Consider the following 24,582-nt stretch of genomic DNA (forward strand, 5'->3'; position numbering starts at 1 on the left):
ACCGGCCTCAGAGCTTGATCTCGATGTCGACACCGGCCGGGAGGTCGAGTCGCATCAGAGAGTCAACGGTCTTGGGGGTCGGGTCGAGGATGTCGATCAGGCGCTTGTGCGTGCGCATCTCGAAGTGCTCGCGCGAGTCCTTGTACTTGTGCGGCGACTTGATGACGCAGTACACGTTCTTCTCAGTGGGCAGCGGCACCGGGCCCGCGACCGACGCACCAGTGCGGGTCACCGTCTCGACGATCTTCTTCGCCGAGGAGTCGATGACCTCGTGGTCGTAGGCCTTGAGCCGGATGCGGATCTTCTGTCCCGCCATGGCTACTCAGTAGTCCTGTCTCTTCTAACGCTCCGGAACCCGGCGGTTTGAGTACCTTCTCTCCGACCCACGCGGTCGGGCGTGTCGCGCTCCCGCTGACACAGATGTCCCTTGTCCGAACATCCCTGCGGGAATGCACACGGCCCTTCCGGAACCGCAAGCCGGGGGCGGAAGGCCCACCGGGCGCCTGGCCGGTGCCGCGCCCACGCTTCCCGGAAGATTCCCGTACGTCCGCCCCTGATCAGGGGCGACGAGTACTGTGGGACTCGCTTCCGGTCCTCCCGGCGGGAGGCGCGCAGCATCAACACTCGACCGAGCAACTCGGACAGTCTGCCACATGGAGTGGGGGGCTGGCCAATCGGGCCGAAGACATTACCCCCGGAGTGACGAAGGTCAAACCCGGCCTCATGCTACGCACACCCGAGCGTCCTGACGGTGGCGGGGAAGTAGGCCCGCATGAACGCCTCGATGTCACGCCGATGCGACTGGTCTCCGGGCCTCACCTGGGGGAGCTGGAGGGTGAGGGTGAAGTAGTTTCCACCCTTGGTTTTGCAACGGGTCTGAGAGAGGGCACCATCTGTGCCCACGAGCGTCTTGTCGGGAGCGTCCCTTACATAGCGTGGGGCTGTCACGTTTGAGACTGTTCCGGTACCCGTCGCCAAGTACATGAGGTCGGTTGCACGGTCGTCCCATGAGAAGCGGAATTCAAGCACTGGATCTCGTCCCGAAATGAGAACACAGGGTGCAGTGATTGCCTCAGTGCGATCAATCCGGGTGAACTCGTGCAGGCCGTCGGGAGATGTCACGAGCCGACGCGTAAGGCCGGGATGGATGCGCGTTCCGCAGATGACCTTTGGAATCTTTCGATCGACAGGCCTGCCGCAGGACACCTCGCACACAGCCAGTGACAGCACCGTCAGGCCGATGAGGCCCGCTCGAAGGAATGACTTCATTTAGGCTGCTCGCCGGACATCCCGGATGCATGAGTCGCTCCAAACCGAGCAGATTGAGTGATCTCTTCCTTCGGGTCGAAGTACGGAGTCACCACCCGATGGCCCTTCCCCCACTCAGCCGATAGGGCCATCAACTGTCCGTTCCTCTTGGAATAATCCTCGATGTTGTCGTCCGCCCGCTGGTCATCGATTCGCTTCTGCTCGTCCGCGAGCCACCGCGCTGTCACGTAGTCGAAGCCGGCTTGCACATCGTCGCCGGCGACCGGGATGTAGCTGATGGCCTTGTCGAACAGCGGCTTGCTCTCGAACTGTGCACCCTTGGGGGCTCCCGCCGCCTGATTTCGGGCCTCCTCCAGGAATCCGACGGTTCGGCCTGCGCGGGTCAGGGACTCCGCTGAATGGGAGTGATCCGAATGGATGGCGGAGACCATCGCCTGGTTGAGGCCGCCGTTGAGCGTCCCGTAGGCGTCCTTGTCCTTGGACACCTGCTTCGCGACCTCGAAAAGCTCGTCCTGCTTCAGCGGGGACTTCGAGATGTCGATCTCGCTCATCGACGCATGCACGGTCCCCCCGTGGTTCACCAGGATCGAAGCCATCGGCTGTCGCAGTGAAGGGGGGAACTTGTCGCCGCTCTCGGACAGGTGGCTCATCGCCGACCTGAGGACCGCCTCGTTCTGCTGGGAGTGGGCGACATAGTGCGCGTGCCTGTCGGACGGGTCGATTCCCGTGGTCGCCGCCTGGAGGGCCCTGCCGAAGCCCGCGCGGTCGTCCTTGTCGAGGCCGGCCGCGTACGTGCTGGTCTTGAGGCCCTCGTGCTCGTGCAGGACGACGTTCCAGTCCCTGTCCTTGACCAGGTACCTCATGCGCGCGTCGGAGTCGAGGTAGTCCGCCGCCGTGTGGGGGTCGCGGCTCATGATGCCCAGCGCGCCGTCCACCGGGTCGTTGGCGAACCAGCCCCCGTGCCTGCCGCTGTACTCGCCCTTGAGCCGCCAGATGCCCGGGTCCCGCCGCTCCGCCGCGATCATGTCGTCGGTCAGGTTCTCCAGCATCGCCGGGGAGTAGCCGTGGCCCTTGCCCATCAGCGTGACGAGGGACTGGTAGCCCACCGCCTTGTCCAGGCGTTCGCCCTGCGCGTCCGTGGCGTAGTGGGCGGTGCCGGCGTGCCGCATCGAGGTGCGCCAGTGCCTGTACCAGGCCGAGTCCGTGTCCCGCGTCGCCGTCGCCAGCGTGTCCGCCAGGCCCGACTCGATCGTCGAGTACGTCCCCGTGCCCGGTCCGCCCTTCACGTGGATCAGATCGTTCAGTTCGTTCGTCAGGGTGATCGTGCCCGCCGCGCCCAGGTCGTCCAGCAGGGTGCGGGAGAACGCCTCGTCGTGGGAGTTGTCGCGGAACGTCCGCTCCAGTTCCGCCAGTTCACGGCGCGACAGGTGCTCGCCCCGGCTCAGTCTGCGCAGCGCGTCCTCGGCGGCCAGCGCCTCGTACTTCTCGACGTCCCCCATCGCCCGCCCGTTGAAGCCCCGGCCGCCGACCAGCGGACCGGAGTCGACCACCGCTGCCTTCAGAGCGGTCTCGACTCCCGTGTCCGCGTCCGTCACGGCCCGTACCGCCGCGTCGATGCGGTCCTGCCAGGACCGTACGGTCGCCTCGTCCCGCTCCTTCGCGTGCGCGGGGTCCGCGCTCACCAGGCCCCGGTCCGACACCCGCATCCCGGCCGCGACGGCCTCCTTGCGTGCCGTCGTCAGCCTGCCCTTCAGTCCCGTGAACTGGGTGTGCGCGTCCCGGAGCAGGGCGGCGATCGCCTTCGCCTCCGTCTGCGCGTACTGGAACTCCGTGAGCGTGACGCCGAAGCGGCCGTGCGCCGCCTCCGCGCTCATGCCACTCCAGGTGGCGCCCGTCGAGATGCCGTGTACGTCGCGACGGTAGGCCTTCTCCTGCTTCCCGAACTCCGCGGCCATGCCCTCCCAGCGCTCGGCCGCGCTGGTGAGGGCGCCGAGGTCGGTGCTCATGATCTCGTGGTACGTCGGCATGTCCCGGCCGCTCCCCCGTCAGTACCGGTCGAGCGCGGACGTGCGCCGCAGCTCCGACCCGACGGCCAGGTCGGAGCTGGTGAGGACCGTGTTCGTCCGGTGCAGCGCGTCCTTCTCCGCACCCAGCCGGTCCATCAGGTTCCTGACCTGGTCGCCCCAGGTGCCGTGGGCCTTGCGCAGTGCGGTGGCGGTGAGCCAGCCGTGTCCGTCGCGGGCGCCGAACGCCTTCACCGCCTTCCCCGTCTCGTCGTCCGCCCACTCGCCGGCCCTGCGGGTGTCCGGCTCGATGTGGTCGTGCAGCGCCCTGGCCGCCGCCCGCTTCTCGGCGGGGGTGGACGCGAGTCTCCCCGCGCCGTGACCGTGTGCGCCGTGAGCTCCTGCCGGACCGTCCACCGCTCGCCCCTCGCCGTATCGCCGTCCACCACCGCCTCTTCAACCGGTGGACGCCGATCTTCGTCACGGGGTGTTTCGCGGCCGCCGCGTTGACGTCGCCCGGCGTGGCGCCGTCCCTCAGCCGGCCCGCCACAGCGCCGGGACCGACGGGGGCTCCCAGCCGGGCTGGGCCGTGTGGGCCTGGAGGCAGACGTAGGCACGGCCCCCGTACGTCACCCGGTCACCGGCCTTGTAGGCGGTGCCCGCGGCCCAGGTGGTGCCGGGCGACGGGGTGCCGGGGCCGCCCGGGCCGGGGTCCTGCGGGACGTCCAGCACGAAGTCGAAGGCCGCCTCGCGGCCGCCGTCGCCGTCCCGCACGGTCATCAGCAGCCGTGGGTCGAAGATCGTGTCGGTGTTGTTGCGCGGTTCGTTCGGGAAGTACAGCTGCGTCGTCAGGACGGGGCGGCCCGGGGCCTGCACCTTGACGTGGATGTGCCGGGTGCGGCCGGGGTAGAGGCCCGGGACGATCGTGGTCAGCGCGAAGGAGCCGCGCGAGTCGGTGTACTGGTGCCCACGCAGCCGGAACCCGGTGTTGTCGTAGGTGCCGTCGGTGTCGGCCTGCCAGAAGTCCAGCAGGGCGCCGGCGACGGGGAGGCAGGCGCGGCCGAAGACGTAGCCGGTCACGGTGAGGCGGGTGCCGGGCAGACCGGGCTCCAGCAGGCTGGTGCGCTGCGGCGAGTTCGGCTTGAAGTACGGGCCCTCGATCTGGTCCGGCGTGGGGTCGTCGCCGTCGTCGCAGGACGGGGTGAGCGGCACCGCCGCTCCGGTGGTGCCGAGGGTCCGGGCGAGGGCCGGCCCGCCGATGAGGGCGACGGGGAACGCGGCGGTGGCCGCCACCGCCGCGCGCAGCACGGTCTTGCGGGTCACGTGCCGAGGGTGCTCGGGATGCGGGGAGTGCGTCTCGCTGTCCATGCCTGCTCCTTGTGGGGGCCGTCGGATCGGCAACGAACCTAGGCGCGTGTCTCCGGTGCTTCGATGGACTGGTGACGGCGGCTGTGGTGCTTTCGGAAGTCGCCGGGGCTGGTGCCGGTCTCCCGCCGGAAGAAGCGGCAGAAGTAGGCGGGGTCGGCGCATCCGACCCGGGCGGCGACCTGCCGTACCGGCAGGTCGGTGTGGGCGAGCAGCCGCTGGGCCTGGTACACGCGGGCCTCGATCAGCAGCCGGCCCGGGCTGCGGCCGGTGGCCGCGCGCACGGCCTGGGTGAGGTGGCCGGGGGTCACCCCGAGCCGTCCGGCGCACTCCCGCACCGTCCAGGCCGGCGCCTCCGGCCGGGCCACGAGCCGGGCGAACGCCTCGGCCAGCGGGCCGCTCCCCTCCGACGGGTCCCCCGCGTCGTCCGCCACGCCCCTCCTATCCCCCGCGCCACCACCGGCGGCGACCGGCAGTCGCGCCGCCTGGACGACCAGGACGTGCAGCAGCGCGCGCAGCACGCTCTCGTACCCCGGCGCCCGCTCCCGTCGCTCGGTCACCAGGTCGGCCATCAGCCGGGCGGTCCGGGCGTCGGCCTCGGCGTCCAGGGCGAACCAGCACGCCCTGCCGAGCCGCCGCAGCAGCCGGCGGTCGTCGGGGTGGCCGACCAGGAAGTCCTCGGTGAAGAGGGCCAGCGTGCCGTCCAGTCCGCGGTCGTCCTGCCAGTGGTGGATCTGCCCGGGCAGGATCACGGTCAGGTGCGGGGGGCGCACCGGCCACCGGGCCAGATCGACGACGTGGGTGCCCGAGCCGGCCGTGACGTGGACGATCTCGTAGAACGTGTGGCGGTGCGGGTGGTTCGTCCGGGATAGGGGGCCCACCTCCTCGAAGGATCCCGCGACGAACGGCACCGCGCCCGGGCCGGCCACCTCCAGCCGGTGCAGGGGCGGCTCCCCGGCGCGCGGGGTGGGGCAGGGCGTTCCCGGTAGGACGGTGGTGTTCCGCATCGACCCCCCAGATCAGGTCCAGACCATTCGGTGAGGAGGTGTCACGATGCCACAGCCGTACGTGCCGCGACAGGGACCGCCATCGGTCCGTACCAACCCCTTGTCCCGCTCCTCCCCCGCGTCGCAAGCTCCTTCCATGGAGCTGGAGTTGCGGCATCTGAGGGCCATCCGGACGATCGCCGAGGCGGGCAGCCTCACGAGGGCCGCGACGCGGCTCGGGCTGGCGCAGCCGGCGTTGAGCGCCCAGCTCAAGCGGATCGAGAAGGCGCTGGGCGGGCCGCTGTTCGAGCGGGGACGGCACGGCGTGCGGGCCACCGCGCTGGGCGAGCTGGTGCTGGAGCGCACCCGCATCGTGCTGCCGGCGGTGAACGAGCTGCAGCGGGAGGCACACCGGTTCGCCCGGACCCCGCACGAGCCGGAACGCCTGCGGCTCGGCGGCACGCACGGCCCCCTGCTGGGCGCGCTGGTGGACCGGCTGGCCGACGCCGTGCCCGGCGCCACGGTGACCACCCGCGCCTCCTGGTCCGAGCGGGAGCTGGCCGGGCTGCTGGCCGAGGGCCGGCTGGACTTCGCGCTGGCCGGTACCTGCGGCTCCGCCGCCCCGCCCGACGCCGCGCAGCTGGTGTGGAGGGAGTTCGCGGTGGATCCGGTGTTCGTGATGCTGCCCGACCGCCATCCGCTGGCCGCGTCCGCCGAGGTCCCCCTGGCCGCGCTGGCCGGCGAGGACTGGGCCTGCGTACCGGGTGACGGCTGCTTCGCGGACTGCTTCACCGCGGCCTGCGCACGGGCCGGGTTCGCCCCGCGCCGGATGTACGAGACGGACACCGCGTCCTGCGTGCATCTGGTGCAGGTGGGCCGGGCGGTGGGTCTGTGCCGGGCCACCTTCCCTTCGACGCCCGGCGTCGCCACCCGGCCGCTCGCCGGCACCCCCCTGGTCTGGCGGCACGTGCTGGGCTGGCACCCGGCGGCACAGGCGCCGGACACCGCGGCGACCGTGCTGGCCGAGGCGCGCGGCGCACACGCCGGCGCGGCGGCGCGCAGCGACAGCTACGCGCACTGGCTCGCCGCGCACGACGAACCCGCGGCGCCCTGACCCGCCGGTGGGGCAAGCGCGTTCCATAACGCCGGGGCAGGGGGCCGGCTGAGCCTTATGCGGGCCGATCGGCTTTCCCTACGGTTTCGGCACCCCACCGAAACCGAGGAGATGCCCCATGCTCCACAGACCTGCCCGAGCCGCCGGCGCCGCAGTGGCGGCGGCGGGTGTCCTGTTCGCGGCCGGGCTCAGCGGCTCCGCGAGCGCGGACACCCGCCCGCCGGGCCCGTCCACCGCACCGGCCGCCCCCACCGCGGCGCAGACCCTGCGCACCGCCGACGCCCCGGCCGGCCTGCTGCGCGCAATGCGGCGGGACCTCGGCCTGAACGAGCGACAGGCGCGGCAGCGGCTGGCGAACGAGGCCGAGGCGGGTGCCACCGCGGGCCGGCTGCGCGCGGCCCTGGGCCCGCGCTTCGCCGGCGCCTGGGTGCGGGGCGCCGAGTCGGGCACGCTGACCGTGGCGACGACCGACGCGCGCGACACCGCCGCGATCCGGGCGCGCGGCGCCCGGGCGGTGGTCGTCCGCCACTCCCTGGCCTCGCTGGACGCGGCCAAGGCCCGGCTGGACCGCGCCGCGGCCCACCGCGCCGCCACCGACACGCCGGTCTGGTACGTCGACGTGCGCACCAACACCCTCGTGGTGCAGGCGATACGCCCCGCGGCCGTACCGCCCCTGCTGGCGGCGGCCGGCGTCGACGGCGCCCTCGTGCGCACCGTGAAGTCGGCCGAGCGCCCCCGGCCGCTGTACGACCTGCGGGGCGGCGACGCGTACTACATCGACAACAGCAGCCGGTGCTCGATCGGGTTCCCGGTGACGCGGGGCACCCAGCAGGGCTTCGCCTCGGCCGGTCACTGCGGCCGGGCGGGCAGCACCACCACCGGGTCCAACCGGGTGGCGCAGGGCACCTTCCAGGCGTCGGTGTTCCCCGGCAACGACATGTCGTGGGTGGCCACCAACGCCAACTGGACGGCGACCCCGAACGTCAACGGCGCGAGCGCCCAGGTCGCCGGGTCCACGCAGGCCACGGTGGGCGCGTCGGTGTGCCGCTCGGGCTCGACCACGGGCTGGCACTGCGGCACCGTGCAGCAGCTGAACACGAGCGTGGCCTACCAGGAGGGCACGGTCAGCGGCGTCACCCGCACCTCGGTGTGCGCAGAGCCCGGCGACTCGGGCGGCTCCTTCATCTCCGGCAGCCAGGCGCAGGGGGTCACCTCGGGCGGCTCGGGCGACTGCACCGGCGGAGGCACGACGTTCTTCCAGCCGATCAACCCGATCCTCCAGGCGTACGGCCTCACCCTGAAGACGGCCACGAGCGGCCCCGGTGACCCGGGAGACCCCGGCGACCCCGGCAATCCGGGCGGCACCTGGTCGGCGGGCACGGTCTACCAGGCGGGCGACACGGTGACCTACGGCGGTGCCGGCTACCGCTGTCTCCAGGGCCACCAGGCCCAGCCGGGCTGGGAACCGCCGAACGTGCCGGCCCTGTGGCAGCGGCTGTGAACCGCTGACGACCGGGCGACCGGACCACCCTTAGGCGGACCATCGGTCACCGGGGTGGAAGGGGGGAAGGGCGGGCCCGGGTGCGACCACTGTGCGCACCCGGGCCCGCCCGCTGCTGCGCCCAGGGTGCGGCGGCCGCGGTGCGGCGGCCCGCGCCGCCCGTGACGTCTCCGGGAAAAGCGAAGAGGCCCGTACGACCGAAGTCGTACGGGCCTCCTCTAGGTCAGCTGATGACCCTCAAGCAAGCGGAACCTACTTGACGATCTTGGTGACCTGGCCGGCGCCCACGGTGCGGCCACCCTCACGGATGGCGAACTTCAGGCCCTCCTCCATGGCGACGGGCTGGATGAGCGACACCGTCATCTCGGTGTTGTCACCCGGCATGACCATCTCGGTGCCCTCGGGGAGGGTCACCACGCCGGTCACGTCCGTCGTACGGAAGTAGAACTGCGGGCGGTAGTTGTTGAAGAACGGCGTGTGGCGGCCACCCTCGTCCTTGGACAGGATGTAGGCCTGGGCCTCGAACTCGGTGTGCGGGGTGACCGAGCCCGGCTTGATGATGACCTGGCCGCGCTCGACGTCCTCGCGCTTGATGCCGCGGAGGAGCAGACCGACGTTCTCACCGGCCTGGCCCTCGTCGAGCAGCTTGCGGAACATCTCGATGCCCGTGACCGTGGTGGTGGTCTTCTCGGTCTTGATACCGATGATGTCCACGGTCTCGTTGACCTTGAGGATACCGCGCTCGATACGACCGGTGACGACGGTGCCACGACCGGTGATCGTGAAGACGTCCTCGATCGGCATGAGGAACGGCTTGTCGACGTCGCGCTCCGGCTGCGGGATCGACTCGTCGACGGCCTTCATCAGGTTGAGGACGGACTCCACCCACTCCGACTCGCCCTCGAGGGCCTTGAGCGCGGAGACCTTGACGACCGGAACGTCGTCGCCGGGGAACTCGTACTCGGTGAGGAGCTCACGGACCTCGAGCTCGACGAGCTCCAGGATCTCCTCGTCGTCCACCATGTCGGCCTTGTTCAGGGCGACGACGATGTACGGAACGCCGACCTGGCGGGCCAGGAGCACGTGCTCCTTGGTCTGCGGCATCGGGCCGTCGGTGGCGGCGACCACCAGGATCGCGCCGTCCATCTGCGCGGCACCGGTGATCATGTTCTTGATGTAGTCCGCGTGACCCGGGCAGTCGACGTGGGCGTAGTGACGCGCCTCGGTCTGGTACTCGACGTGCGCGATGGAGATGGTGATACCGCGCTGGCGCTCCTCGGGCGCCTTGTCGATGTTGTCGAACGGGGTGGCCTCGTTCAGGTCCGGGTACGCGTCGTGCAGCACCTTGGTAATGGCGGCCGTGAGGGTCGTCTTACCGTGGTCGATGTGACCGATGGTGCCGATGTTGACGTGCGGCTTAGTCCGCTCGAACTTCGCCTTCGCCACTGGGGTCCTCCTGTGGAGTGGTTCTGTACGCCTTACTTCATCGGCGCCAGGTGATCTTTGCTGTAAAGGCCCGGAACCCGGGGCAAACGCTCACGATTGCGGACGTTTGCCCCTTGAGGCTCCGGAGTCAAGCCTACGGCGTGTGAACGCTGTGCGTTACTCGCCCTTGGCCTTCGCGATGATCTCCTCGGCGACGTTCCGCGGAACCTCGGCGTAGGAGTCGAACTGCATCGAGTAGCTTGCGCGACCCGACGTCTTGCTGCGGAGGTCGCCGACGTAGCCGAACATCTCCGACAGGGGCACGAGGCCCTTCACGACGCGGGCACCAGCCCGCTCCTCCATGGCCTGGATCTGGCCACGGCGGGAGTTGATGTCGCCGATGACCTCACCCATGTAGTCCTCGGGCGTGGTGACCTCGACGGCCATCATCGGCTCGAGGAGCACGGGCGAAGCCTTGCGCGCGGCCTCCTTGAAGGCCTGCGAGCCGGCGATCTTGAAGGCCAGCTCGGAGGAGTCGACCTCGTGGTAGGCGCCGTCGTGGAGGATGACGCGCACGCCGGTCATCTCGTAACCGGCGAGGATGCCGAACTGCATGGCCTCCTGCGCACCGGCGTCGACCGAAGGGATGTACTCCTTCGGGATACGGCCACCGGTCACCTTGTTCACGAACTCGTACGAGGTGTCGCCACCCTCGAGCGGCTCGATGCCGATCTGCACCTTCGCGAACTGACCGGTACCACCGGTCTGCTTCTTGTGGGTGTAGTCGACGCGCTCGACGGCCTTGCGGATCGTCTCGCGGTACGCCACCTGCGGCTTGCCGACGTTGGCCTCGACCTTGAACTCACGGCGCATACGGTCGACCAGCACCTCGAGGTGCAGCTCGCCCATACCACCGATGATGGTCTGGCCGGTCTCCTCGTCCGAGTGGACCTGGAACGACGGGTCCTCCTCGGCCAGGCGCTGGATCGCGACGCCGAGCTTCTCCTGGTCGCCCTTCGACTTGGGCTCGATGGCGACCTGGATGACCGGGGCCGGGAAGTCCATGGACTCCAGGATGACCGGGTTCTTGTCGTCGGACAGCGTCTCACCGGTGGTGGTCTGCTTCAGGCCCATGACGGCGACGATGTCGCCGGCGCCCACCGACTCGATCTCCTCACGCTTGTTGGCGTGCATGCGGTAGATCTTGCCGATGCGCTCCTTCTTGCCCTTGACGGAGTTCAGCACCGAGGTGCCGGACTCCAGGCGGCCCGAGTAGACCCGGACGAAGGTGAGCTTGCCGAGGTGCGGGTCGCTCATGATCTTGAACGCCAGCGCCGAGAGGGGCTCCTCGTCGGACGGCTTGCGCTTGACGACGACCTCGGGGTCCTTGACGTCGTGGCCCTCGATGGCCTCGATGTCGACCGGCGACGGCAGGTAGCGCACGACCGCGTCGAGCAGGGGCTGGACGCCCTTGTTCTTGAACGCGGTGCCGCAGAACACCGGGGTCACCGTGGTGCCGGTGCCCTTGCCGGACGCGATGGTGATACGACGGATCGCGGCGTACAGCTGCTCCACGGAAGGCTCCTCGCCCTCCAGGTACAGCTCCATGATCTCCTCGTCGTTCTCGGCCACGGCCTCGAGCAGCTTGCCGCGGTACTCCTCGGCAGCCTCGGTGTGCGTGTCCGGGATGTCGACGACGTCGTACATCTCGCCCTTGGTGGCCTCGGCGGACCAGACCAGGGCCTTCATCGTCACGAGGTCGACGACGCCCTTGAAGTCGGCCTCGGCGCCGATCGGGAGCTGCATGACGATCGGCTGCGCGCCCAGGCGGTCGCTGATCATGTCGACGCAGCGGTGGAACTCGGCACCGGTCCGGTCGAGCTTGTTGACGAAGCAGATGCGCGGCACGCCGTAGCGGTCCGCCTGACGCCACACGGTCTCGGACTGCGGCTCAACGCCGGCGACACCGTCGAACACCGTCACGGCACCGTCGAGCACACGCAGGGAGCGCTCCACCTCGACGGTGAAGTCGACGTGACCCGGGGTGTCGATGATGTTGATCGTGTGGTCGACGTTCTCCAGCGGCCAGTGACAGGTGGTGGCAGCAGAGGTGATCGTGATGCCACGCTCCTGCTCCTGCTCCATCCAGTCCATGGTGGCGGCGCCGTCGTGGACCTCACCGATCTTGTACGAGACGCCGGTGTAGAACAGGATCCGCTCAGTGGTGGTCGTCTTGCCCGCGTCGATGTGGGCCATGATGCCGATGTTGCGCACCTTGGCCAGGTCAAGTGAAGTGGTAGCCATAAGGCTTCAGTCTTCTCTCGGTCTCGATGTGGGTAGCGACTACCAGCGGTAGTGCGCGAAGGCCTTGTTGGACTCGGCCATCTTGTGGGTGTCCTCGCGCTTCTTCACAGCGGCACCGAGGCCGTTGGAGGCGTCGAGAAGCTCGTTGAGCAGACGCTCGGTCATGGTCTTCTCGCGACGGGCGCGGGAGTAACCGACGAGCCAGCGCAGCGCGAGCGTGTTGGCACGACCGGGCTTGACCTCGATCGGAACCTGGTACGTCGCACCACCGACACGGCGGGACTTGACCTCGAGGGTCGGCTTGATGTTCTCCAGCGCGCGCTTCAGCGTGATGATCGGGTCGTTGCCCGTCTTCTCACGCAGACCCTCCATGGCGCCGTAGACGATGCGCTCGGCGGTGGAGCGCTTGCCGTTCAGCAGCACCTTGTTGATGAGCGACGTGACCAGAGGAGAACCGTAGACCGGGTCGATGATGACCGGGCGCTTCGGGGCGGGGCCCTTACGAGGCATTCTTACTTCTCCTTCTTGGCGCCGTAGCGGGAACGGGCCTGCTTGCGGTTCTTGACACCCTGGGTGTCGAGGGAGCCACGGATGATCTTGTAGCGAACACCCGGCAGGTCCTTCACACGGCCGCCGCGCACGAGCACGATGGAGTGCTCCTGCAGGTTGTGTCCCTCACCCGGAATGTAGGCCGTGACCTCGATGCCGCTGGTCAGACGCACACGCGCGACCTTACGCAGGGCCGAGTTCGGCTTCTTCGGGGTGGTCGTGAACACACGCGTGCAGACGCCACGACGCTGAGGGGAACCCTCGAGTGCGGGCGTCTTGTTCTTCTCGACCTTGTCCTGCCGGCCCTTGCGGACCAGCTGCTGGATCGTAGGCACTACTTCTCCGGTTTCTGTGTGCCGATAGGTACAGCTAACCTGGAACTTCTCCGACCCACGCGGTCGGGTGTGTCGAATCCCGCGGATTCCCGCCGCGAAGCGGAAAGGGCGCGGATTGCGGTGGCCGATGACGGCTCGCTGTGCGGTCGAAGGCACGCACGAGAGCCAGGGCACACCCCAGGCACAAGGTCTGAGCGTACCTACCTCATTCGCTGCGGTCAAAACAAATGGGACCCGGCCGCCCCCGCGTGCGGAGCTTGTCAAGCCCCGTTACCCTACGTGATCTTCGAATCCACGGTTCCGGGCTCCCACGTGCGGCCCTGACGGCCCCTGACAGGCCCTGCCGCCGCGCCCCGCGTCCCGCGGAGCCCCGCCGCGCCGTCGCCCGCCCCGACACGCCCTGCAGGGCCTCAGGGACCCAAGTGGCGCCGGCCCGGCACCCTGACGCACCGGTGCACCGGAGACGCCGAAGGGCGGCCACCCCGTGTCCGGGGTGGCCGCCCTTCGGACTGCCCGCTTACTGGTTGTACGGACCGTAGTCGTAGTCCTCCAGCGGAACGGCCTGGCCGGAGCCGGTGCCGAACGGCGAGTAGTCGATGTCGTCGTAGCCGACGGCCGAGTACATCGCGGCCTTGGCCTCCTCGGTCGGCTCGACCCGGATGTTGCGGTAGCGGGACAGGCCCGTACCGGCCGGGATGAGCTTACCGATGATGACGTTCTCCTTGAGGCCGATGAGGCTGTCGGACTTGGCGTTGATCGCCGCGTCCGTCAGGACTCGGGTCGTCTCCTGGAAGGAGGCGGCCGACAGCCAGGACTCCGTCGCCAGCGAGGCCTTGGTGATACCCATCAGCTGCGGGCGACCGGAGGCCGGGTGACCGCCCTCCTGGACCACACGACGGTTCTCGGTCTCGAACTTCGAGCGCTCGACCAGCTCGCCGGGCAGCAGCTCGGCGTCGCCCGACTCGATGATCGTCACACGGCGCAGCATCTGCCGGATGATGATCTCGATGTGCTTGTCGTGGATCGACACACCCTGCGAGTTGTACACCTTCTGGACCTCGCCGACCAGGTGGACCTGGACGGCGCGCTGGCCCAGGATGCGCAGCACGTCGTGCGGGTTGGTGGCACCCACGGTGAGCTGCTGGCCCACCTCGACGTGCTCGCCCTCCTTCACCAGGACCTTGGCACGCTTCGAGATCGGGTACGCCGTCTCGTCGCTGCCGTCGTCCGGGGTGACGACGAGCTTCTTGGTCTTCTCGGTCTCCTCGATCCGCACGCGGCCGGAGGCCTCGGAGATCGGGGCGACACCCTTCGGGGTACGGGCCTCGAAGAGCTCGACGACACGGGGCAGACCCTGGGTGATGTCGTCACCGGCCACACCACCGGTGTGGAAGGTACGCATCGTCAGCTGGGTACCGGGCTCACCGATGGACTGGGCGGCGATGATGCCGACCGCCTCACCGATGTCGACCAGCTTGCCGGTGGCCAGCGAACGGCCGTAGCACATGGCACAGGTGCCGACGTGCGACTCGCAGGTCAGGATCGAGCGGGTCTTGACCTCCTCGATGCCGTGGTGCACCAGCTGGTCGATGAGCACGTCGCCGAGGTCCACGTTGGCCGGCGCGATCACCTTGCCGTCGATGACGACGTCCTCGGCGAGCATGCGGGCGTAGACGCTGGTCTCGACGTCGTCGGCCTTGCGCAGCACACCGTCGGCGCCGCGGTGGGCGATCCGCAGCTTCAGACCGCGCTCGGTGCCGCAGTCCTCCTCGCGGATGATGACGTCCTGCGAGACGTCCACCAGACGACGGGTCAGGTAACCCGAGTCGGCGGTACGCAGGGCGGTGTCCGCCAGACCCTTACGGGCACCGTGCGTGGAGATGAAGTACTCCAGCACGGACAGGCCCTCACGGAAGGACGCCTTGATCGGACGCGGGATGGTCTCGTTCTTCGCGTTCGACACCAGACCGCGCATACCGGCGATCTGCCGCATCTGCATCATGTTTCCTCGGGCACCCGAGTCAACCATCATGAAGATGGGGTTCGTCTTGGGGAAGTTCTCGTTCATCGCCTCGGCGACCTCGTTGGTCGCCTTGGTCCAGATCGCGATGAGCTCCTGCGTGCGCTCTTCCTTGGTGATCAGACCGCGCTCGTACTGCTTCTGGACCTTCTCGTCCTGCGCCTCGTAGCCGCGGACGATCTCCTTCTTCGCCTCGGGAACGACGACGTCGGAGATGGCCACGGTGACGCCGGAACGGGTCGCCCAGTAGAAGCCGGCCGCCTTCAGGTTGTCGAGCGTCGCCGCCACGATGACCTTGGGGTAGCGCTCGGCCAGGTCGTTGACGATCTCGGAGAGCTGCTTCTTGCCCACCGAGTAGTCGACGAACGGGTAGTCCTCGGGCAGCAGCTCGTTGAAGAGCGCGCGGCCCAGGGTGGTGCGCAGGCGGAACGAGTCACCCTGCTGCCACTCGGGCTCGCCCTCCTCGCGCGCCGGCGGCATCCAGCCGCGCGGCGGGATGGTGCCCACCGGGAAGCGGATGTCGATCGGCGACTGCAGCGCGAGCTCGCCGGCGTCGAAGGCCATGATCGCCTCGGCCGTGGAGCCGAACGCGCGGCCCTCGCCCTTGGTGTCACGCAGCTCGCCGTCGGTGGTGAGGAAGAACAGACCGAGGACCATGTCCTGGGTCGGCATCGTCACCGGACGGCCGTCGGCCGGCTTGAGGATGTTGTTCGAGGACAGCATCAGGATGCGGGCCTCGGCCTGCGCCTCCGCGGACAGCGGCAGGTGCACGGCCATCTGGTCACCGTCGAAGTCCGCGTTGAACGCGGTGCAGACGAGCGGGTGGATCTGGATGGCCTTGCCCTCGACCAGCTGCGGCTCGAAGGCCTGGATGCCGAGGCGGTGCAGGGTGGGAGCACGGTTCAGCAGCACCGGGTGCTCGGCGATGACCTCTTCGAGGACGTCGTACACGACCGTGCGGCCGCGCTCCACCATGCGCTTGGCGCTCTTGATGTTCTGCGCGTGGTTCAGGTCGACCAGGCGCTTCATCACGAACGGCTTGAAGAGCTCCAGCGCCATGGCCTTGGGCAGACCGCACTGGTGCAGCTTCAGCTGCGGGCCGACGACGATGACGGAACGCGCCGAGTAGTCGACTCGCTTGCCGAGCAGGTTCTGACGGAAACGGCCCTGCTTGCCCTTCAGCATGTCGCTGAGGGACTTCAGCGGGCGGTTGCCGGGGCCGGTGACCGGACGGCCGCGACGGCCGTTGTCGAAGAGGGCGTCAACAGCCTCCTGAAGCATGCGCTTCTCGTTGTTGACGATGATCTCCGGGGCACCGAGGTCCAGGAGCCGCTTCAGACGGTTGTTCCGGTTGATCACACGGCGGTACAGGTCGTTCAGGTCGGAGGTCGCGAAGCGGCCACCGTCCAGCTGCACCATCGGACGCAGGTCCGGCGGGATGACCGGGACGCAGTCCAGGACCATGCCCTTGGGGCTGTTGGAGGTCTGCAGGAACGCGGAGACGACCTTCAGCCGCTTGAGCGCACGGGTCTTCTTCTGGCCCTTGCCGGTGCGGATGATCTCGCGGAGGCGCTCGGCCTCCTCGTCGAGGTCGAAGGACTCCAGGCGCTTCTGCAGCGCCGCGGCACCCATCGAGCCGTCGAAGTACGTGCCGAAGCGGTCACGCAGCTCGCGGTAGAGCAGTTCGTCGCCCTCGAGGTCCTGGACCTTGAGGTTCTTGAACCGGGTCCACACCTCGTCCAGGCGGTCGATCTCGCGCTGCGCGCGGTCGCGCAGCTGCTTCATCTCGCGCTCGGCACCCTCGCGCACCTTGCGGCGCACGTCGGCCTTGGCGCCCTCGGCCTCGAGCTCGGCCAGGTCGGTCTCGAGCTTCTTGGCGCGGGCCTCCAGGTCGGCGTCCCGGCGGTTCTCGATCTGCTGGCGCTCGACCGAGACGTGCGCCTCCAGGGAGGGCAGGTCGCGGGTACGGCGCTCCTCGTCGACGTACGTGATCATGTACGCCGCGAAGTAGATGACCTTCTCGAGGTCCTTGGGCGCCAGGTCCAGCAGGTAGCCGAGGCGCGAGGGGACACCCTTGAAGTACCAGATGTGCGTGACGGGCGCGGCCAGCTCGATGTGGCCCATCCGCTCACGGCGCACCTTGGCGCGCGTGACCTCGACGCCACAGCGCTCGCAGATGATGCCCTTGAAGCGGACGCGCTTGTACTTGCCGCAGTAGCACTCCCAGTCCCGGGTCGGACCGAAGATCTTCTCGCAGAAGAGTCCGTCCTTCTCGGGCTTGAGGGTGCGGTAGTTGATGGTCTCGGGCTTCTTGACCTCACCGTGGCTCCACTGACGGATGTCGTCAGCGGTGGCCAGGCCGATCCGGAGCTCGTCGAAGAAGTTGACGTCGAGCACTATGCGTCAATCCCTCTCAGGGTCGAAAGTCTTTGGTCTGAAACGGGGGCCTGGGGGTCGGCGGGGCCCTGGTGGTTCAGGGCCCCGCCGGACTCCCGTCAGACCTCTTCGACGCTGCTCGGCTCGCGCCGGGACAGGTCGATGCCGAGCTCCTCCGCAGCGCGGAAGACGTCCTCGTCGGTGTCACGCATCTCGATGGACATACCGTCGCTGGACAGCACCTCCACGTTCAGGCAGAGCGACTGCATCTCCTTGATGAGCACCTTGAAGGACTCGGGGATGCCGGGCTCGGGGATGTTCTCGCCCTTGACGATGGCCTCGTAGACCTTCACGCGGCCGGTGACGTCGTCGGACTTGATGGTCAGCAGCTCCTGGAGGGCGTACGCGGCGCCGTAGGCCTCGAGGGCCCACACCTCCATCTCGCCGAAGCGCTGGCCACCGAACTGCGCCTTACCACCCAGCGGCTGCTGGGTGATCATGGAGTACGGACCGGTCGAGCGGGCGTGCAGCTTGTCGTCGACCAGGTGGTGCAGCTTCAGGATGTACATGTAGCCGACCGAGATCGGGTCCGGGAACGGCTCACCGCTGCGGCCGTCGAACAACCGCGCCTTGCCGGTCGGGAGCACCATGCGCTCGCCGTCCCGGTTCGGGATGGTGTGCTGCAGCAGACCCGCCAGCTCGTCCTCGCGCGCACCGTCGAACACCGGGGTGGCGACGTTGGTGCCCGGGGCGACCTGGTCGGCGCCGATGACCTGCAGACGCTGGGCCCACTCGTCCGCGAGGCCGGAGACGTCCCAGCCGCGGCTGGCGAGCCAGCCGAGGTGGATCTCCAGGACCTGTCCCGGGTTCATTCGGGACGGCACACCCAGCGGGTTGAGGATGATGTCGACCGGGGTGCCGTCCTCCAGGAACGGCATGTCCTCGATCGGCAGGATCTTGGAGATGACACCCTTGTTGCCGTGGCGGCCGGCGAGCTTGTCACCGTCGGTGATCTTGCGCTTCTGCGCGACGTAGACGCGCACCAGCTGGTTGACACCGGGGGGAAGCTCGTCGCCCTCCTCGCGGTCGAAGACGCGCACGCCGATGACCTTGCCGGTCTCGCCGTGCGGCACCTTCAGCGAGGTGTCACGGACCTCACGGGCCTTCTCACCGAAGATCGCGCGCAGCAGGCGCTCCTCGGGGGTCAGCTCGGTCTCGCCCTTCGGGGTGACCTTGCCGACGAGGATGTCGCCGGCGATGACCTCGGCGCCGATGCGGATGATGCCGCGCTCGTCGAGGTCGGCGAGGACCTCCTCGGAGACGTTCGGGATGTCCCGGGTGATCTCCTCGGGGCCGAGCTTGGTGTCACGGGCGTCGACCTCGTGCTCCTCGATGTGGATCGAGGAGAGGACGTCGTCCTGCACGAGGCGCTGCGACAGGATGATCGCGTCCTCGTAGTTGTGACCCTCCCACGGCATGAACGCCACGAGCAGGTTCTTGCCGAGGGCCATCTCGCCGTTCTGGGTGGCCGGGCCGTCGGCGAGCACCTGGCCCGTGATGATCCGGTCGCCCTCGTTGACGATGACCTTCTGGTTGACCGAGGTGCCCTGGTTGGAGCGGGAGAACTTGTGCAGGCGGTACGTGATGTACGTGCCGTCGTCGTTCGCGGTGGTGATGTAGTCCGCGGAGACCTCCTGGACCACACCGTCCTTCTCCGCCTTGACCACGTCGCCGGCGTCGACCGCGGAGCGGTACTCCATGCCGGTGCCGACGAGCGGGGCCTCGGACTTGATGAGCGGAACGGCCTGACGCATCATGTTCGCGCCCATGAGGGCACGGTTGGCGTCGTCGTGCTCGAGGAACGGGATCATGGCGGTCGCGACCGACACCATCTGGCGCGGCGAGACGTCCATGTAGTCGACGTCCTCGGGGCTGACGTAGTCGACCTCGCCGCCACGGCGGCGGACCAGGACACGCGCCTCGGCGAACCGCAGATCGTCGCCCAGCGTGGCGTTGGCCTGCGCGATGACGAAGCGGTCCTCCTCGTCGGCGGTCAGGTAGTCGACCTCGTCGGTGACCTGGCCGTCGATGACCTTGCGGTACGGGGTCTCGACGAAACCGAACGCGTTGACGCGGCCGTAGGAGGCGAGCGAGCCGATCAGACCGATGTTCGGGCCTTCGGGCGTCTCGATCGGGCACATGCGGCCGTAGTGCGACGGGTGCACGTCACGGACCTCGAAGCCGGCCCGCTCACGGGAGAGACCACCCGGGCCAAGGGCCGACAGACGGCGCTTGTGGGTGAGACCCGACAGCGGGTTGTTCTGGTCCATGAACTGCGACAGCTGGCTGGTGCCGAAGAACTCCTTGATGGAGGCGACGACCGGCCGGATGTTGATCAGGGTCTGCGGCGTGATCGCCTCGACGTCCTGGGTCGTCATGCGCTCGCGCACGACGCGCTCCATACGGGCGAGACCCGTACGGACCTGGTTCTGGATCAGCTCACCGACGCTGCGCAGACGACGGTTGCCGAAGTGGTCGATGTCGTCCGTCTCGACGACGATCGTGTCGCCGTTGTCGCCGGTGGTCTCGGTCTCGCCGGCGTGCAGCTGCACCAGGTACTTGATCGTCGAGATGATGTCCTCGACGGTCAGGATGCCCGCGTCCAGCGGAGCGTCCGCACCGAGCTTCTTGTTGACCTTGTAACGGCCGACCTTGGCGAGGTCGTAGCGCTTGGGGTTGAAGTAGAGGTTCTCAAGGAGCGTCTGCGCGGCCTCACGCGTGGGGGGCTCGCCCGGACGCAGCTTGCGGTAGATGTCGAGCAGCGCGTCGTCCTGGCCCTGGGTGTGGTCCTTCTCCAGGGTGGCGCGCATCGACTCGTAGTCGCCGAACTCCTCGAGGATCTGCTCGGTCGTCCAGCCGAGCGCCTTCAGCAGAACGGTGACCGACTGCTTGCGCTTGCGGTCGATGCGGACACCGACCATGTCGCGCTTGTCGATCTCCATCTCCAGCCAGGCACCCCGGGACGGGATGATCTTGGCGGAGAAGATGTCCTTGTCGGACGTCTTGTCGATGGAGGAGTCGAAGTAGACACCGGGGGAACGGACCAGCTGCGACACCACGACACGCTCGGTGCCGTTGATGACGAAAGTGCCCTTGTTCGTCATGAGCGGGAAGTCGCCCATGAAGACCGTCTGGGACTTGATCTCACCGGTCTCGTTGTTGGTGAACTCGGCGGTGACGAAGAGCGGGGCCGCGTACGTGAAGTCGCGCTCCTTGCACTCGTCGATGGAGTTCTTCGGCGGCTCGAAGCGGTGGTCCCGGAACGTCAGGGACATCGACCCGGAGAAGTCCTCGATCGGGGAGATCTCCTCGAAGATCTCCTCCAGACCGGACTTGGTGGGGACGTCCTGACCGTTCTCAAGAGCCTCCTCGACCCGACTCTGCCAGGCGGTGTTGCCGAGCAGCCAGTCAAAGCTCTCGGTCTGCAGCGCGAGCAGGTTCGGAACCTCGAGAGGCTCCTTGATCTTTGCAAAGGAGATGCGCAGCGGGGCGGTGCTGGCGCCGTTGTTCGTATTCGCGGTCGAGGCGTTGCGCGAGGCGGCCAAGAGGGGGTCCTTCCGAGGGCTCGGACTCACTACGCGCGTACCGGTCCCTCTCCCGCGCACAGGGATGGAAACCCCAGGTCAGGGGGGCTTCGGTCGACTGTGCTCAAGTGAGGGCAGACCCCTGGTGACGGGCAGGGGACAGCTAACAGGCAGCGCAAAGGGTCAGTGTAGCCATTTGGCACACTGATGTCCAGTGCGGGTTCTTCGAGACCCTCGCCGTGCTCACCGCTCTCGTCAACGCCCTCGGCATGCCTGCCCTCAACGCACGTTGATACTGCCCTCTTCGTCGTCGATCCATGCCTCGGATTCGGATCCTTGTGACGACGCGTCCTGAGAATTGCGCGCTGCGTGCGGTTCGTCAAGGCCCCCCAGCCCGAAGCGGGCCGGCCGGGTCCCAGGACGAAGATCACCCTACCCCTCGCCGTCGCGAGTGCAAGGCAACCGTGGTCGTCCGTCGCATACGCCGAAGAGCGACCACCCGGATGGATGATCGCTCTTCGGTGCGTGCGCGTTACAGCCCCACGGGGCCGTAATCAGCCCGCAGCCGGGTTCTGGGAACCCAGGAGGTGTTACTTGACCTCGACGGAGGCGCCGGCGCCCTTGAGGGACTCGGCGGCCTTCTCGGCGGCTTCCTTGTTGACCTTCTCGAGGACCGGCTTCGGGGTGCCGTCGACGAGGTCCTTGGCCTCCTTCAGACCCAGGGAGGTCAGCTCACGCACGACCTTGATGACCTGGATCTTCTTGTCGCCGGCGCCGGTGAGGATGACGTCGAACTCGTCCTTCTCCTCCTCGACCGGGGCAGCCGGGCCACCCTGGGCCGGGCCCGCGACGGCCACGGCGGCGGCGGCGGTGACGTCGAACTTCTCCTCGAACGCCTTCACGAACTCGGAGAGCTCGATGAGGGTCATCTCCTCGAACTGCGCGAGCAGGTCTTCCTGAGACAGCTTCGCCATGATGGGCGATCCTTCCACTAAATCGGCAGGTGCCGGATGTACATGAGAGGCGGGCGTACGTTGGCCCGCTGTGACCCCGGCCGCGTCAGGCGGCCCGGATCAGAAAGCGAGCCGAATTACTCGGCACCGCCCTGCTCGTCCTGCTTGGCACGAAGCGCGTCCACGGTGCGGACGAGCTTCGACGGGAGCGCCTGGAAGACCTGAGCAGCCTGAGTCTGCTTGCCCTTGAAGGCGCCCGCCAGCTTGGCGAGCAGAACCTCGCGGGACTCGAGGTCCGCAAGCTTCTTGATCTCGTCGGCGGACATCGCCTTGCCGTCAAGGACACCGCCCTTGATGACGAGATTCGGGTTTTCCTTGGCGAAGTCACGAAGACCCTTCGCCGACTCCACCGGGTCACCGGTGACGAAGGCGACCGCCGTCGGACCAGCGAAGAGCTGGTCGTCCAGCGTGATCCCGGCCTCGTTGGCCGCAATCTTGGTCAGCGTGTTCTTCACCACGGCGTACTGGGCGTTCTCACCGAGCGACCGGCGCAGCGTCTTGAGCTGCGCCACGGTGAGACCGCGGTACTCGGTCAGCACGGCGGCGTTGGAGCTGCGGAACTTGTCCGTCAGCTCGGCAACCGCGGCAGCCTTGTCGGGCCTCGCCATAGAGCCTCGGCCTCCTTCCGGGTGATTCTGACCGCGCGGACCCGAAGGAGGACTGGGGAAAACGAAACGCCCCGGCGCAGGCGCACGGGGCGGACTCGACCGGCTTCACACGCTGGACGCGTGCGCTCCGGGAGCTCTTCCACTGACACCTGCGCGGGTCGTCCACTCTTCAGCGGATCCTTCGGCCACCGCGCCCTCGTGGAAGCGCGCGGCAACGACCAGCGGTCTTTGGCTTCTGGAAGAGAGTACGGGACCGGGGCACGGTCGAGCAAATCGGGCCGGACGGCCCGCCCCGGTCCCGCCGGGGTCAGGAGGTGGCGCCGCTCGTGGTGCCGCCGCCCACGGTTCCTCCGGACTTCAGCATGTCGGCGAAGTCCTTGGTGTCGCCGGCCGGGGGCGCCTCGGCGGTGACCTTGACCCCGTAGTCGCTGTAGAACGTGGTGTTGGTCATGGTGCCGTTGGCGGTGTTCGCCTTCTCGGTCTTCTTGACCAGCAGGTTCTCGTCGTTGATCCAGATGTCGACGGTGTCGGTGGTGACGCCCGCCTGGTCGAGCTGCTTCTTCAGGGCGGACAGCTGGTCGCCGCTGAGGTCGCTGCTCTTGCCCGCCAGGTCCGCGACGTCCACCGTGCCCGAGTAGTGCGTGGTGTGGGCGCCGTCGACGGTGTCCTCGCCGACCTTCTTGACGTCGCCGGAGGCCAGCAGCATCTTCACGGACTGGTTCGGCGTGGCGTTCTGGATCTGGTCCTTCATGTACGAGCCGGAGGCTCCGCCGAGCTTGGCCAGGTCGTCGTACGAGTACTTGAGCCAGTGCTTGCCGCCCGTCTGCTGGGCGTACGCGTCGCTCATGTGCGCGTAGTAGGCGTCCGGCAGGTACCGGGCCTCCATCGACTGGGTGCCGGCCTTCTTCATCATCTCGGCCATCTGGCCGCCGGTGTACGTGATGGTGAGGTTGCCCTTGAGGCCGTCACTCCAGGCGAGCGCGCCGTTGGCCGTCATCGACATGAGGTCGCCCATGGACGTGGTGGAGCGGACCTTGGCCGAGTCCGCCTTGTCCGTGGACTTCTCCACGGAGCGCAGGGCGGCGATGGGGCTGAGCTTGATCGCACCCCCGCCGGCCGCCTTGCCGTCCTTGCCGCCGTCCGAGGAGCCGCAGGCGGCCACACCGGTCAGTGCGGCGACCACCGCGATCGAGAGGCCCATCCGGCGCACGGTCGTGCTCTTCATCTAGTCCCACCCCTAAAGCGAGTCCCGTTGCCAGCACCGTAGCCCAGGCCGCTGACAGTCGTGCGAAAGGTCGCACAAAGAAAGGACGGGCCCCGCACCTTGTCGGTTGCAGGGCCCGCCCTCTACTTACGCGTACCTGACGCGGCTACCGGGCTGAGCGGAGGGCTCAGACGGCGGCCGGGTCCTCCTCGACGAGGAGGTTGCGGGTGCGGTTCGGGTCGACCGGGATGCCGGGGCCCATCGTGGTGGTGATGGCGGCCTTCTTGATGTAGCGACCCTTGGCGGCGGACGGCTTCAGACGGAGGATCTCCTCCAGCGCGGCGCCGTAGTTCTCCACCAGCTTGGCGTCGTCGAAGGACGCCTTGCCGATGATGAAGTGCAGGTTCGAGTGCTTGTCGACGCGGAACTCGATCTTGCCGCCCTTGATCTCGGTGACGGCCTTGGCGGTGTCGGGGGTGACGGTGCCGGTCTTCGGGTTCGGCATCAGACCACGCGGGCCGAGGACGCGGCCGAGGCGGCCGACCTTGCCCATGAGGTCCGGGGTGGCGACGACGGCGTCGAAGTCCAGACGGCCCTTCGCCACCTCGTCGATCAGCTCGTCGGCGCCGACGATGTCGGCGCCCGCGGCACGCGCGGCCTCGGCACGGTCACCGGTCGCGAAGACCAGGACCCGGGCGGTCTTACCGGTGCCGTGCGGGAGGTTCACGGTGCCACGGACCATCTGGTCGGCCTTGCGCGGGTCGACACCCAGGCGGAAGGCGACCTCGACGGTGCCGTCGAACTTGGTCGTGGAGGTCTCCTTGGCGAGACGGACGGCCTCGAGCGGGGCGTACAGCTTCTCCCGGTCGACCTTGGCGTCCGCAGCGCGGAGAGCCTTGCTGCGCTTGCTCACAACTGCTCCTGTG

At 68.4% G+C, this 24,582-nt stretch carries 17 protein-coding genes; 2 read left to right on the forward strand and 15 right to left on the reverse strand.

Going from position 1 to position 24,582, the window contains the following annotated elements:
* Nucleotides 1–7: 7 nt before the first annotated feature.
* The 5 genes from rpsJ to IE177_RS30915 all read right to left on the reverse strand — a co-directional run bounded on the left by rpsJ (nucleotide 8) and on the right by IE177_RS30915 (nucleotide 5,644).
* Complete coding sequence (rpsJ, locus tag IE177_RS30895) at nucleotides 8–316, reverse strand: 30S ribosomal protein S10 (protein WP_003948644.1); 309 nt, start codon at nucleotides 314–316, stop codon at nucleotides 8–10.
* Nucleotides 317–1,265: 949 nt separating this feature from the next.
* Nucleotides 1,266–3,296, reverse strand: a complete 2,031-nt coding sequence (locus IE177_RS30900; protein WP_190018760.1) for a hypothetical protein — start codon at nucleotides 3,294–3,296, stop codon at nucleotides 1,266–1,268.
* An 18-nt stretch (nucleotides 3,297–3,314) separates the two neighbouring features.
* Entirely contained in the window at nucleotides 3,315–3,689 is a 375-nt protein-coding gene (locus tag IE177_RS30905; RefSeq protein WP_190018761.1) for a hypothetical protein, read from the reverse strand.
* Nucleotides 3,690–3,806: 117 nt separating this feature from the next.
* Entirely contained in the window at nucleotides 3,807–4,640 is an 834-nt protein-coding gene (locus IE177_RS30910; RefSeq protein ID WP_190018762.1) for a dioxygenase family protein, read from the reverse strand.
* A gap of 38 nt (nucleotides 4,641–4,678) precedes the next feature.
* The gene (locus IE177_RS30915) at nucleotides 4,679–5,644 is read right to left on the reverse strand and encodes an AraC family transcriptional regulator (RefSeq protein WP_190018763.1); all 966 of its coding nucleotides are present in this window, start codon (nucleotides 5,642–5,644) and stop codon (nucleotides 4,679–4,681) included.
* A gap of 136 nt (nucleotides 5,645–5,780) precedes the next feature.
* Here IE177_RS30915 and IE177_RS30920 point away from each other — a divergent pair, with 136 nt between their 5' ends.
* On the forward strand, nucleotides 5,781–6,737 hold the full coding sequence (locus tag IE177_RS30920) for a LysR family transcriptional regulator (protein ID WP_190018764.1): 957 nt from the start codon (nucleotides 5,781–5,783) through the stop codon (nucleotides 6,735–6,737).
* Nucleotides 6,738–6,855: 118 nt separating this feature from the next.
* Nucleotides 6,856–8,238 carry an alpha-lytic protease prodomain-containing protein gene (locus IE177_RS30925; protein ID WP_190018765.1) on the forward strand — a complete coding sequence of 461 codons (1,383 nt, stop codon included), beginning with the start codon at nucleotides 6,856–6,858 and terminating at the stop codon, nucleotides 8,236–8,238.
* A 252-nt stretch (nucleotides 8,239–8,490) separates the two neighbouring features.
* On the opposite strand, the gene tuf is transcribed toward IE177_RS30925, so the two are convergent.
* The 10 genes from tuf to rplA all read right to left on the reverse strand — a co-directional run bounded on the left by tuf (nucleotide 8,491) and on the right by rplA (nucleotide 24,569).
* The gene (gene tuf / locus IE177_RS30930; RefSeq protein ID WP_190018766.1) at nucleotides 8,491–9,684 is read right to left on the reverse strand and encodes an elongation factor Tu; all 1,194 of its coding nucleotides are present in this window, start codon (nucleotides 9,682–9,684) and stop codon (nucleotides 8,491–8,493) included.
* Between the two features lie 156 nt (nucleotides 9,685–9,840).
* Nucleotides 9,841–11,967: an elongation factor G gene (gene fusA, locus IE177_RS30935; RefSeq protein WP_190018767.1), complete on the reverse strand. Its 2,127-nt coding sequence runs from the start codon at nucleotides 11,965–11,967 to the stop codon at nucleotides 9,841–9,843.
* Between the two features lie 39 nt (nucleotides 11,968–12,006).
* Nucleotides 12,007–12,477, reverse strand: a complete 471-nt coding sequence (gene rpsG / locus IE177_RS30940) for a 30S ribosomal protein S7 (protein WP_003992340.1) — start codon at nucleotides 12,475–12,477, stop codon at nucleotides 12,007–12,009.
* A 2-nt stretch (nucleotides 12,478–12,479) separates the two neighbouring features.
* On the reverse strand, nucleotides 12,480–12,851 hold the full coding sequence (gene rpsL, locus IE177_RS30945) for a 30S ribosomal protein S12 (protein WP_003948652.1): 372 nt from the start codon (nucleotides 12,849–12,851) through the stop codon (nucleotides 12,480–12,482).
* A gap of 517 nt (nucleotides 12,852–13,368) precedes the next feature.
* Entirely contained in the window at nucleotides 13,369–17,268 is a 3,900-nt protein-coding gene (locus IE177_RS30950) for a DNA-directed RNA polymerase subunit beta' (RefSeq protein WP_190018768.1), read from the reverse strand.
* Between the two features lie 98 nt (nucleotides 17,269–17,366).
* The gene (gene rpoB, locus IE177_RS30955) at nucleotides 17,367–20,852 is read right to left on the reverse strand and encodes a DNA-directed RNA polymerase subunit beta (protein WP_190018769.1); all 3,486 of its coding nucleotides are present in this window, start codon (nucleotides 20,850–20,852) and stop codon (nucleotides 17,367–17,369) included.
* Between the two features lie 569 nt (nucleotides 20,853–21,421).
* Nucleotides 21,422–21,805, reverse strand: a complete 384-nt coding sequence (rplL, locus tag IE177_RS30960; protein ID WP_190018770.1) for a 50S ribosomal protein L7/L12 — start codon at nucleotides 21,803–21,805, stop codon at nucleotides 21,422–21,424.
* Nucleotides 21,806–21,921: 116 nt separating this feature from the next.
* Nucleotides 21,922–22,452, reverse strand: coding sequence for a 50S ribosomal protein L10 (gene rplJ / locus IE177_RS30965; RefSeq protein ID WP_190018771.1), 531 nt, complete (start codon nucleotides 22,450–22,452; stop codon nucleotides 21,922–21,924).
* Nucleotides 22,453–22,759: 307 nt separating this feature from the next.
* On the reverse strand, nucleotides 22,760–23,677 hold the full coding sequence (locus IE177_RS30970; protein WP_190018772.1) for an SCO4651 family lipoprotein: 918 nt from the start codon (nucleotides 23,675–23,677) through the stop codon (nucleotides 22,760–22,762).
* 166 nt (nucleotides 23,678–23,843) lie between these two features.
* Nucleotides 23,844–24,569 carry a 50S ribosomal protein L1 gene (gene rplA, locus IE177_RS30975; protein ID WP_023547414.1) on the reverse strand — a complete coding sequence of 242 codons (726 nt, stop codon included), beginning with the start codon at nucleotides 24,567–24,569 and terminating at the stop codon, nucleotides 23,844–23,846.
* Nucleotides 24,570–24,582: the final 13 nt, after the last annotated feature.

Source organism: Streptomyces lucensis JCM 4490 (assembly GCF_014650035.1).
GTDB lineage: Bacteria > Actinomycetota > Actinomycetes > Streptomycetales > Streptomycetaceae > Streptomyces > Streptomyces lucensis.